Origin of the sequence: Paenibacillus alvei DSM 29 (assembly GCF_000293805.1) — a bacterium.
In the GTDB taxonomy this organism is placed as follows: domain Bacteria; phylum Bacillota; class Bacilli; order Paenibacillales; family Paenibacillaceae; genus Paenibacillus_B; species Paenibacillus_B alvei.
Genome location: NZ_AMBZ01000015.1, coordinates 44,054 through 54,808 on the forward strand (window position 1 = coordinate 44,054; position 10,755 = coordinate 54,808).

Sequence of the window (10,755 nt, forward strand, 5' to 3'; positions counted from 1 at the left end):
ACCTCGCAGCTATTTTTTTATTTCTTCTCTCAGATGTGTTTCCACAATCTTAGGCACTGCATCTTTATTCATGTGTGCAGCAGGGTATAAGAAAGGCTGGGCTGGCATACCTGCCCAGTCCTGCCGATAATTGATCTGCCCATCATATTTAGGCGGGGATGGAGACGAATCACCGCGTTGCCCAGTGCCGAATTCTACATAGGCCGCATACTCAACATTTGTTGAGATAACGCCTTCTAATTTCCCGTTTTTCTCCTTCACTTGTGCCTGAATACTATTTCGCAAATGCCCTTGATCTACAGGACAAAGATCCTTTGCATCCCCTTGCACTTTCTTGGCTGCTTGAAGCACGCCAGTTTTAAGAGCTCTCCTGCTGTTTCCTCCTAATGCATCAAGCTTTCGCAGCAGGCTACTAAGTCCTTTTATCTCTGTCACGCTCTGATCGCCTCCAAATCTATGACGATATGAGCGCCCCATGGCCTTATAGCAACAACCTTATAGTCTGGCTCTATACTGTCATCAGGGATGTAAACCCAAGCGCCATAACCATTTTTATTAACGTTAAATTCATTCAAAAAACGAAGAGATTCTGGCGTATGCTCAACATACACCGTCAACATGTATCCAAGGCGTTCCCCGTACATCTCAGCCATCGAACGGCCACCTGCTGGTTGCACACTCCCCCGGATAGTAACTCCCGTTATGCTCCACCCCTCGTATGAGGTTCCATCCGGATCTTTCATGGTGGCACGCTCCCGAAATATCACTGGCCGCTTATCGCGCTCACGGAGCCGCATTGTAGCTCACCACTTTCAACAACCGCCGTTGGTTTATTGATTCCTTTATAGAAGGCGGTAGTTCATCAAATGAACGGCTAACGCCACCCTCCGAATGCGATGTCTGTCCTTCCACACCCTGCATGTTATAACGAATTACCGCTATTTGTCGCTGGGTAGTTTCCAAAACTGCTGGCAGCGTAGAACGATTTGTCCAGACTAGTAGATCGGAGGCCACATCCTCAAGCAGCAACGTCAAAGACTTATCTTGACTTTCACCTTGAATGCCCAGTTGAATCTTTAATTTTTCGAGTTGCGACATAACGCACCTCCATGAAAAGAGGACGGTTATTCGCCGTCCCCTGTTTTCTTACTTGACCTTTTATTTTCAATCTCTTCAATCAATACAAAACCCTTGCGAATAAGCTTTTCCGCCTCGTACTCTGACGCCACGACCTTAACTACATTCAGCCTTTGTAGTGTAATCATTATTCGCCCACCGCCACGAAGATTGTTTTAGCTTTATTATCTGCAATGATCATGTCATGGTACTTACGGTAATCCAATTTCCATGCGTTAGCCTTTTGGTTCGTCTGAGGATCAAAAATACGAACAACATCTGTTTTACTGATACCAATTGGAGCATTGCGCGCTGTAATCTCCCAGTGTACAGGCAAGGAACCTGCAGCCGGTTTAAATCCACCTGCTTCTTGACCTGTGGTTGTACCGTCCAAGAACTCATACGCTGTTTTCATGCGGTTGCTGGACACCGGGATCAACGGGATACCGTCAAGGGCTTTAACTTGTAGATTGATACCGCCTTGAGTGAAGGATATTACATCGATCTTCTTTTGAATTGTCGTATTGTTTGTTAGCACTTCATATGCTGGCCAACTGATCGTTGTAACAAGCTGCGACATATCTACACCTAAATCAGCCAGTTTGAAGATATGTGAGTACATTTTCTTAACGATAGTTGCTTCATCAAGTTTGTACGTCTCGCTATTCCCTACTGCTGTCGCCTTTGCTGCAATAAAACTGTAACGATAAGCATCAATCTCAGGGATTACATGCAGCCGCTGAAATTCTGCCATAACATTTGCTGCAGATGCTCCAAAGTTTGTTTCATCAACGTCCATAGCATCCAATTGGAATGTACGACCACGATCTTGTGTCAGTTTGTGCGTTTGGTACTTATATGTTACTGCCCCTTGATTAAAGCCATTGTCGCGGTCATAGTCCGCCAAACCTTGCACAATGATCTCAGGGATCTTGATTTCGTCACCGCCGTTGTATTTTACTTGCCCTGCATTGGACTCCATCCATCCCGATGTGGCTTGTTGCGCTACTTGCTTGTCCAACTCCGTTTGAAATAGTTTTGCATATTCAAGTGTATTGATAGCCATTTGTATCCATCTCCTTATCGTGTTTCGAAAATTTTCTTGATTTCATCAACTGCAGCATTCCCCTTACCAGCGCCTCCGCCTTTAGGTGTATCACCTTTCAATCGATCATTTACAGCGGCTTCAACCGCTTCACGAAATACCTTTTCTACCGATTCAATGGACTTACTAGTGCTGTCAGCATCCGTGTATACTAAAATATCGGCTAGTTGCTTCGGCAACCCCTTCTCTGCCAATGATTCCAGCGCTGTTGCCCGGAGCTCACGTCGAGTTATGTCCCCTTCGCGCTTTGTTAGCTCGTCTAGCTTTTTTTGCTGTTCATACTCAGCCTTTTGATCTGCATTCATCTTTGCCAGTTTCTCAGCTTCTGTTTTTGCAGCAGCAAGCTTCGATTCGAAGTCTTTTTCCCATTTGGACTGGGCTTTCCCTAAACGTTCACCTAAAATGCGATCCACTTCCGCTTGCTGTTCAGAGGTGAATGTTACCTTATCACCCTTGTCGTCTGCACCTTGTCCAGCGCCACCTTCTCCAGCTCCTGGTGCAGCTCCTTCACCTCCACCTTCTCCATCTGCGAACATTTGGAGATTGAGCGAAAATCTATATGCCTTTGAAGTATATTGTTTTGGCATTGTACCCCTCCCGTTTAACGCCCGTCGGCTTCGTAGCATGCAGCTTTTATAGCGTCTTCAGCACGTTTGGACATAATAAAAACAGCCCCTTTAGGCTGCGTATTGTTTTTTCCACTCAGCATAGTTCATGCTGGCAGGAACCAAATATGTTTTTCCTGTCTCCGGGTCACGGGCACGCCGTTGAATCCCCTTTAGTGTGTCTTCTCCAAAATATGCTCTAGTCGTGGATCGACAATATGGATGCAATGGCGGCATGTTTACACCAGGAACAGCTTCCTTCGTCTTATAAACCTTCTTGTCATGTTGTTGGCATTGCGTTGATGTACGCTTATCCAGCGTCGCCATGAACAAATACTTTTCAATGCCTGCTTCTTCGTATGACTCCATTTCGGCAGCATTAGCCATATAGGTTGTTTCAGTTCGTACAAGCCGACTGGCTGCGTGTTTCCCCAGCTCTGATAGCCCTTCTAACTCTCGAACCATTTTATCTATGCTGGCACCGCTCATAAATCCTGCCGTGATAACATTCGTCATTCGTTCTGCCAGAACATCGGTATTGTTCCATATCCGTTTACTAAAATGCTGACCTGACCACGGCCTTTTAAGTATCGTTTCTATAACATTTGTCGGCATTGATGCAAACTCGAACCCTACACCCAAACCATGCTGTATATCAAACATGGTACGATAGTACGCCTCTTTCATGGTTCGTACATATCCCTTTGTACTGGCTTCGATCTCAACGTCAGCAATTAGCCTTGATTGTAGATATACATTCTCCTTAAGCGCCTGGAGTCGAGTTATTCTAGCTCTGTAAGCCGGAGCATTCATTTTGTTCAGCAGCCAACGCTTAATGCGGTCATTTTTCAGCTTAGGATAAATTATCTTGGCCAGTTTCAGTAGCGGATTAGGGATATACTGATTCAGTATCTTGCGGGCCTTTTTCGGATCCAATTGACCATCGGCGCCGAATGTACGGAATATCTTTTCTATCTCCATATTGATGTCGTGAACAGCCCGGTCATATGCCGCCGTGATGATATACACCGTCGAATCGGCGCCTCTATGATATTCCTTCATCCGTTGTAACGCCCGCCGATCCCAATAGGTATTAGGCCGCTGCTTCATCGTCCTTCACGTCCTCGTCCTCATCATCACCCATAGGCATGCCAAATGCTTCTTGATTGCGTTTGACGTCTTTCTCTTTCTGCTCATCAACATTTTTCGTCTCTTCTGCAGCATCTTCTACAAAAGATAGTTGGGTGATTAGCGTTTCATTGCTAACCATGTTTACTAATTGCGAGATCATTTGAGCGGTTTCAAGGTCGTTAGCAGGCAGGTTCCGAGTCATCGTAATTGTTACGTCAGTAACGTCAACCGCTTTCCCTTTCACCTTGAGGATGTTCGCAAATAGCTTAAGACGTTCTCGCAGTCCTTGTACAAAATAACGTTCCTTGTTCTTGGCAAGCTGCTCCAATCCAAGAAGTTTGTATTTCATAGCCACACCACTGGCATTTGAAGCGAAATTCTCGTCTGTCAGGTTTGGTACCATACTGAATTCGTGAATGTCTGACTTAATCGCACCTCGCAGCACTTCAACCTGTTGTTCATTGAGTTGCTTTACGAGCCACTCCGCCTTTGCTCCTATTGGCATCTCAAGAACCTTATATTTTTTGAGTAATTTAATCGTCTGGCTAGCTTCTTCCTCGCTGTCTCCAAGCGAAACACCTTCGATTGCTAGTATCGCATCCACAAGCTGTTCCTTGTCGTTGACGCGGTCACTCATCAAGAGGTTGTATGCATCAATCAGGCTTATTTGCTGTTCAAAGTCGCCTTGTTGTTCTTCATTGTTCCAAAACTCGACGACGGGCACGGCTCCAAAGTAATGTCTCTTGATATCCACCATGTCGAAACGCTCCAAGTCCTTACCTTGGTATTCTACGATCAAATCAGGTGTATAGACGTTGATTTTCCAGCCAATCGGTTCATTGTTTATGTCACGTTTCTGATAGTAATGAACGCCAAATATGCTTTTGTACTCCACCGTATCGTCCACTACCAAGAACAATTGTCGTGGATCAATGACTGTTGCTTTAGGGATCGGATTATCATCTGATGTCATAAAGTACAATTCACGCCCAACGCCAAAAATAGATAGATCTTTTGCCAATTCTGCATCATGGGAAACGATATCGACATGCTTATATGTTTCCGTGATATCTTCAATCTGTTTGCCCTCGTATTTAACAGGGTTCCCCGTGACATAGCCGACCGCTATATCGGTAATGTATTTAGCGTGGTTAGCTACTATACGGTTGTTCGGTAAGCCCGTATCGCTTCCAAGCTGCCGTTCCAATATTGCATGCTTACCCATGTAATACTCATCCAGCATATTAAGCCTAGAAACGCCTTTTCGATGCTCTTTTATGCAACTCACTATAAGCGGTACCGGTATGTCGTTTGGATCGGTTATCAAGTCACGATCTCTAATAATAGCCATGTTCTTATCTCACCCCCAATGCTGATTTCTTGCCGACTTTAAGCCGTGCACTCCGCATTTCATCTTCTAGTGCATAGCGCACTGCATCGATACTATGGTTATCCTTATCTGGGTAGCCAGCCTTGAAGTTTCCGTTTGAATCTCGCTCCAACTCATACCCGTAGAATTCGCGTTTCGTATTCGGACAACGTTCTGGATCTATAATGATTTCTTCCAAGTCCTCCAGGAACTTAATGCCGTGCTCCACGCTATCTGGCCCCTTCTTAGCCGGCACGATATTCAGACCAAGTTCCCGGAACTCGTTTACCGTTCTCGATTCCGCGCTATCTGCAGTCACTGGACGATTTCCTGTATTCTCCTTTTTGATCTCCGTCACTGCAGTTCGATTGTTCATACGAACTTTATGAATCTCATGGAAAATAAATAGCCGTCTCCGCGTCTTATCAAAATGCATGACTGCGTAATGCAGCGGATCTTTCGCATAGCCGAAGTCTAAGCCTCGTTTTATGCGATCAAATATAGCAATTTCCTCATCTGTAATGCGTCTAAAGGTCAGATTGCGGAATACTTCGCCTCCTGTACCAGTAACCTCACCAAGATACTCATGTTTGTAATTGTCTGGTTTTGTTAATTTCAAGTGCTCGGCTTCAACAAAAAACTGTTCACCCAGCCATTGCCGAGGAACAGTTAAATAAGTGCTATGGTGCACTAAACGATCATCTCTTTGTTCAGTCACTTCTGCATTAACCCAATTTCGCTGAGATTTTGGCGGGTTATAACTATAAAACACTACAAAACTGGATCCTCCACGCAACAATGACTGGTTAATTGTACGAATTTCTTCCATACCGCCGAATTCGTCAATCTCTTCATACCACACATATTTAAAATAGCCCTTAGAAACCTTAGTGGATTTAATCTTCTTTGGATTATCCGCACCTCGGAATAGGATTTTCTGTCCTGTTGGTAAATATGTTAATTCTAACTTAGATTTCGGTATGTCCCATAAATGTGCTACACCAAGCTTTTCTATTGCCCATGCCAACTGTTCAAAAACTGATTCCCTAAGCGTCTCTTTAACTTTACGCATTGCTACAGCGTTAGCATTTATGTCTTTCATCATCCCTAAAATAATTTCTACTGAGATAACAGACGACTTTGTAGAACCACGCCCACCTTTTAACCAATAATGTGTATATCGATCTTCCTTAAGTGCGCGGTGTACGCCATAAAAACTAGGAGCTATTAGATCAGTTAATGTGATCTTCATCCGTCTGGTACATCGTCAATGATCTGAACAGCACCATTAACGTCTATTTGTTGTTTATCTGTCCATAAGGCATATCTCTTGCCTAGCAACTCGGCGGCCTTACTTCGCTCTTTTACCGGTGTCTCCAGCCCCAATTGATCCTTAACTTCACCACGCATCACTTGAGTGAGGAACTCAAGCACTTCGTCCTGACTTGCAACCCTTTCAGCTTCCTTCTCTGCCAATCTTTCTTTTATATACTTTTGAATGTTAGGGTTTGTTAGCAGCTTGCTAGCATTAACTCTTGCTGTCGAATCCTTTTTGCAGTTCGGGTAAGCTTTTTGTAGCTTTCAGTGCCATTTTGATTCTCTATATAATAGTCAGCAAATGCCTTATGCCTTTCATTCAGTTCATTCATTTGCAATCACCACCATATATTGCAACAACTCTATTGCGCTATTAAATTCACAGGTATCCGGCATGATACATCGTTTAACTTCCCCTGTCTTTTTGTTTTTACGTTCCCCTTCTATCCAGAATGTTAGTTTGTATCTTGTATATACACTATCGTAGTCACGGGAATACCTTTGTTCTTGAATCAGTGAAACGTCATGTCCTTGTCTCCCTAACTTCATCAGCATAAGTTTTAGGTTTTTGCTAACATTCATGTCACCCACCTTCTTTCGTTTCAAAATAAAAAGCACCCGTTAAGGGCGCTGTGCGTTAATTTTCAAATTCTTTTGTACGAGGATTAAACCATCTATCTTTACCTGGTATAGAGACTCCTCTACCATTTGTCCATTCTTCATATACAGCCTTACACTTATCGTTTGTACATACATAAATTCTACAGTATTGATTATTCCACATTCTGTCGTTATCCTGTCCCATCATAAGAGTGTCACAGTATTTACAGCAGTGTATCATTAGCATTCCCTCCCTATAACGTCATACTTCGACACAAGGAAGGTATTTCCTCCTATGAAAAAAGCCGCTGAATTATCAACGACATTGATTTCTCTGTTTATACCTTTTTTCTAGTTCCTTATACTTACAATTTCGTCGAATTACTATTACAATATGTAGTGTTAGAACTATTAATAACAAAATACCAACTAATGCTTGAACCATATTTTTATCACATCCTAAGGAGAATGTCATATGGAGAAAATAACTGTAACCACTGAATCGACTGAAGTTATTTCATCCGGTACCTTAATAACTTATGATAATGAGCCGATTAAGATGTCAATAGATCTTAATAATTGGCACCTCAAGTTGGAATTCAATTTTGTACAAAGTGAAAACGACAATGAAGACGGCAACCTCAGGTTTAGAAGCAACGACAATTGCCTAATTATCGATTTTATTAATTTCAACAATAGCTTAGGGATGGGTAACTCCACACCAATTGAAATTGGACAACACCGTGGTAAAAAGCTGTTTCTTAATTATCGTGTGTACTCCTTAACTAGCAACTCTGATAAAACTTTTCATTACACCCTTTACAGAAACCTTAAGGAGGGTGAATAGTTTGGGAGTTACAGCCACTCAAGAGCCCAAAAGACAACGCAGAAAAACATCAGGCATTCAAATCAATGAAGAGTTAGCCCAAGGTTCAACTGTCCATACTAACATAGCCCAAGAGGTTATCGTCACAACCAAAGATAAGATTAATTTAGCTTTAATTAACCACCAAAAGTACAATAAAGCTAAAAGCGACTGGGTTGCCCCCTTCTCTATCCTGCTATCTGTAATTGCTTCTCTAGCCGCAGCTGATTTCAAGTCTGCTTTTTCTATACCGGCAGATACTTGGAGATCACTGTTCATCATCGTTGGAGTTGCCTCTGGTTTTTGGCTTTTATACTGTTTTACCATCTATTCAGATACAGAAATAAGGGTAGAGATGAAGATTTTATCGAAACCCTTAAATCAGATAAAATAAACTAACTACTACATAACACAGATATTTATTATGGCCGTTGATACACGGCCTTCTTTTTTTGTAACTATATCATAGCACTTACAATATCTATCTTATGGTCAAAAACAGGTCACAATATCAAAGTGATACAAGTTACGTTCCAATTAAAAGTACCGCCCCCTAAGGGACGGCTATATATTAAGGTTATGAATAACGCACTATGTAGACGCTGCGCGGTTTCCACCGGTATCCTTCTTGCTGTCGCCGGGTTTGTTCGCCGCGCCTCTCGTTCATTGCGTCTATGTTATCATCTTATCAGCCTGAATCGTTCACAGCGTACTTTTTTCATCCTTTTTTTTGCACTTTTTTGTCTGAACTTTACTAAGCCAAGCGAATGAGCCAACTTGATGAGAGCATTATTTCGTATTTCTCTATAGGTGTTATGGCTTATCGGTGGCTTAAAAATGAAGTTGTACACCTGATAATCCTTGACATAATCTTTCATGTACCGTTCCTGCATGATTAATTTTTCCTCTGGTTGCAGCCTCTCAACGGCTTGTTCAATTCTCCGGCAGTATTTGTACATTTCGATCAAATGTGAATTGTGCAATGCAGTCTTTGCTGTAGGATCACTAGTGCTATTTGTATTGCCGTGATATCGCGGCTCGTAGGATGGTGTTATGACTGGCTCTAGCTCTTCCATATTGCAGTGTTTGCGCACTCTGTATAATCTGAATGCGCCAATTACTTCGGCTTTGGTCGAATTTACGTCTATTTCTGGTATGGTATCCATTGATAGTTGTTCAACCCCCATTGTCTCACCCCTCCAAAAGTTCGTATAAGTCCATTTGCCCGTCTTCTGCGATATAATCCGATGCATCTATGACATAACCACGTAGCAGCCAAGCAGGTTCTACTTCCTTGGAGTCCTCTTCTGTTTCCTTTATGGGCTGTCCTGCAATGCGCGGGTGTCCTTTATACCGGTTGTCCCAAGTCTCTTCTGCCTGAGACGTCCATACCCAATGTGTTTTAGCGGTTACCTTCATGCACTGTCAGCTCCGTACAATGATCTTTGCATCTCTCGAATCCAAGAGTGTATATATGCTTCGTTGCTATATGCGGAGTAACCATCAGTTTTATCCAGAATCCGATCAAGCAGTTCCAATAGTCGCCGTTCTCGTTCCGTGGCTTCGTCTGCTCGTTTCTTCTCAGTTGTGTATTGTTCTTTCAGCTCGTCATATAGTTCACTTTTCTTCTGATACTCTTGCTTCCAGTAGGACAATCGTTCCGTATCATCTCCTATGATCCCGTGCATCGTATGGATGGGCATTGTCATGTATGACTTTCCGCCATCCTTCTATGTCCGTCGTCTTCTTATGCATCCTTACTATCTCCTTTCAGCAGCAGTTCTTCACAGGTTAGGCATAGGTGAATGTATCTTCCGTTTCCGTCCGTCAACGCCGTTCGTGATTCTTTCGCCTTACATATTTCGCAGAGTGGTCTACTCATCCCCTGTACCTCCCTGCCCCTGTAGGGTGAGTATGGATGCTATGGTGCGCTGACGTGGTGTTGCTTGAAGCATTTTGATGACGTTTCTCAGGGCATAGTCATGGGCTATTGCATACCCACTAGGCCACATTAGCCCGTCCAATTGCCGTACATACTCTACTGCATTCCGCTCAATAGCCAGTTCTTGCAGTTCCAATGATTCTTCTACTTCTGTCGCTGGCTCGTAACCTAGCACTTCAATCATGGTTCCATCTTGCTTGTAATACACTCCATACTCGTACTCTGCCATCCACTGCCCCGTCCCATTTACTCCTGGATGTTCTTCCTCACGCCACCCAGCTACCTTGGGGACGATCTCTTCTAGTTCCCCATCTGTCATCTGTTCCAGTTGCTCTCTTGTATATGTCATGACTCTGTTTCCTCCTTGATCAATTCCCAACCTGTATCTTCATAACCACAATGACTGTCACACACGAATTTAATTAATTCCATCTTCCGTTCTTACCATGTGCATATCGTCAAAGCATTTCTGGCAAATATTCATGACTGCTTCCCCTCCTCCTGTATGCGTTGTATGGTATATGAAAGTAGATTGATATCATTTGTGTAGTCGCACCTTGTACACTTGAAGAGTCCCATTTTCTCGTTTATTTTCAGTTCATCCCTCACGATTATCATTGTTTTTAGTGCGTCTTGGAGCCGCTGGTTTAGCCGTTCCACTTCTTCCTCCGCTGCAATTGCACGCCGTATAGCGTGTGGCGCAAC

19 protein-coding genes are annotated in these 10,755 nt (G+C 43.3%); 2 read left to right on the plus strand and 17 right to left on the minus strand.

The window, feature by feature from the left end:
* Positions 1-9: 9 nt before the first annotated feature.
* From PAV_RS29735 to PAV_RS29780, 11 genes are all read right to left on the minus strand, one after another.
* Entirely contained in the window at positions 10-435 is a 426-nt protein-coding gene (locus PAV_RS29735) for an HK97-gp10 family putative phage morphogenesis protein (protein WP_005552146.1), read from the minus strand.
* Positions 432-743, minus strand: a complete 312-nt coding sequence (locus tag PAV_RS29740) for a hypothetical protein (protein WP_051135246.1) — start codon at positions 741-743, stop codon at positions 432-434. Before PAV_RS29740 ends, PAV_RS29735 begins: the two co-directional genes overlap by 4 nt.
* A 40-nt stretch (positions 744-783) precedes the next feature.
* Positions 784-1,098 carry a phage head-tail connector protein gene (locus tag PAV_RS29745; protein WP_005552149.1) on the minus strand — a complete coding sequence of 105 codons (315 nt, stop codon included), beginning with the start codon at positions 1,096-1,098 and terminating at the stop codon, positions 784-786.
* A 26-nt stretch (positions 1,099-1,124) separates the two neighbouring features.
* The gene (locus tag PAV_RS35465; protein WP_005552150.1) at positions 1,125-1,265 is read right to left on the minus strand and encodes a hypothetical protein; all 141 of its coding nucleotides are present in this window, start codon (positions 1,263-1,265) and stop codon (positions 1,125-1,127) included.
* A complete protein-coding gene (locus tag PAV_RS29750; protein WP_005552152.1) occupies positions 1,265-2,182 on the minus strand; it encodes a hypothetical protein in 918 nt (305 codons plus the stop codon). Before PAV_RS29750 ends, PAV_RS35465 begins: the two co-directional genes overlap by 1 nt.
* A 14-nt stretch (positions 2,183-2,196) precedes the next feature.
* Positions 2,197-2,808, minus strand: coding sequence for a DUF4355 domain-containing protein (locus PAV_RS29755; protein WP_005552153.1), 612 nt, complete (start codon positions 2,806-2,808; stop codon positions 2,197-2,199).
* A gap of 90 nt (positions 2,809-2,898) precedes the next feature.
* Positions 2,899-3,936 carry a minor capsid protein gene (locus PAV_RS29760; protein ID WP_005552155.1) on the minus strand — a complete coding sequence of 346 codons (1,038 nt, stop codon included), beginning with the start codon at positions 3,934-3,936 and terminating at the stop codon, positions 2,899-2,901.
* Complete coding sequence (locus tag PAV_RS29765; RefSeq protein ID WP_005552157.1) at positions 3,920-5,308, minus strand: phage portal protein; 1,389 nt, start codon at positions 5,306-5,308, stop codon at positions 3,920-3,922. Before PAV_RS29765 ends, PAV_RS29760 begins: the two co-directional genes overlap by 17 nt.
* 4 nt (positions 5,309-5,312) lie before the next feature.
* Complete coding sequence (locus tag PAV_RS29770) at positions 5,313-6,578, minus strand: PBSX family phage terminase large subunit (protein ID WP_005552158.1); 1,266 nt, start codon at positions 6,576-6,578, stop codon at positions 5,313-5,315.
* Positions 6,575-6,844 (minus strand): terminase small subunit, encoded by a 270-nt coding sequence (locus tag PAV_RS36665; RefSeq protein WP_338010922.1) that lies wholly within the window; start codon positions 6,842-6,844, stop codon positions 6,575-6,577. Before PAV_RS36665 ends, PAV_RS29770 begins: the two co-directional genes overlap by 4 nt.
* Positions 6,845-6,967: 123 nt before the next feature.
* Positions 6,968-7,225, minus strand: a complete 258-nt coding sequence (locus PAV_RS29780) for a hypothetical protein (protein ID WP_005552162.1) — start codon at positions 7,223-7,225, stop codon at positions 6,968-6,970.
* A 493-nt stretch (positions 7,226-7,718) separates the two neighbouring features.
* Between PAV_RS29780 and PAV_RS29790 the strand changes: the two genes are divergently transcribed.
* Both PAV_RS29790 and PAV_RS32905 read left to right on the plus strand, forming a co-directional pair.
* Positions 7,719-8,090 carry a DUF6864 domain-containing function gene (locus tag PAV_RS29790; RefSeq protein WP_005552164.1) on the plus strand — a complete coding sequence of 124 codons (372 nt, stop codon included), beginning with the start codon at positions 7,719-7,721 and terminating at the stop codon, positions 8,088-8,090.
* Position 8,091: 1 nt separating this feature from the next.
* Positions 8,092-8,502 (plus strand): hypothetical protein, encoded by a 411-nt coding sequence (locus PAV_RS32905; RefSeq protein ID WP_005552165.1) that lies wholly within the window; start codon positions 8,092-8,094, stop codon positions 8,500-8,502.
* A 286-nt stretch (positions 8,503-8,788) separates the two neighbouring features.
* Here the strand turns inward: PAV_RS32905 and PAV_RS29800 are convergent, their stop codons facing one another.
* The 6 genes from PAV_RS29800 to PAV_RS36670 all read right to left on the minus strand — a co-directional run.
* The gene (locus PAV_RS29800; RefSeq protein ID WP_005552166.1) at positions 8,789-9,295 is read right to left on the minus strand and encodes an ArpU family phage packaging/lysis transcriptional regulator; all 507 of its coding nucleotides are present in this window, start codon (positions 9,293-9,295) and stop codon (positions 8,789-8,791) included.
* 4 nt (positions 9,296-9,299) lie between these two features.
* Positions 9,300-9,527: a hypothetical protein gene (locus tag PAV_RS29805; RefSeq protein WP_005552167.1), complete on the minus strand. Its 228-nt coding sequence runs from the start codon at positions 9,525-9,527 to the stop codon at positions 9,300-9,302.
* Positions 9,524-9,817, minus strand: coding sequence for a hypothetical protein (locus PAV_RS29810; protein WP_005552168.1), 294 nt, complete (start codon positions 9,815-9,817; stop codon positions 9,524-9,526). The genes PAV_RS29805 and PAV_RS29810 overlap by 4 nt, the downstream gene beginning before the upstream one ends.
* A 38-nt stretch (positions 9,818-9,855) precedes the next feature.
* Entirely contained in the window at positions 9,856-9,990 is a 135-nt protein-coding gene (locus PAV_RS37095) for a hypothetical protein (protein ID WP_005552170.1), read from the minus strand.
* Positions 9,983-10,399, minus strand: coding sequence for a hypothetical protein (locus tag PAV_RS29815; protein WP_005552172.1), 417 nt, complete (start codon positions 10,397-10,399; stop codon positions 9,983-9,985). Before PAV_RS29815 ends, PAV_RS37095 begins: the two co-directional genes overlap by 8 nt.
* A gap of 131 nt (positions 10,400-10,530) precedes the next feature.
* A partial coding sequence (locus PAV_RS36670) for a hypothetical protein (protein WP_040737290.1) occupies positions 10,531-10,755 on the minus strand: 225 nt, incomplete at its 5' end.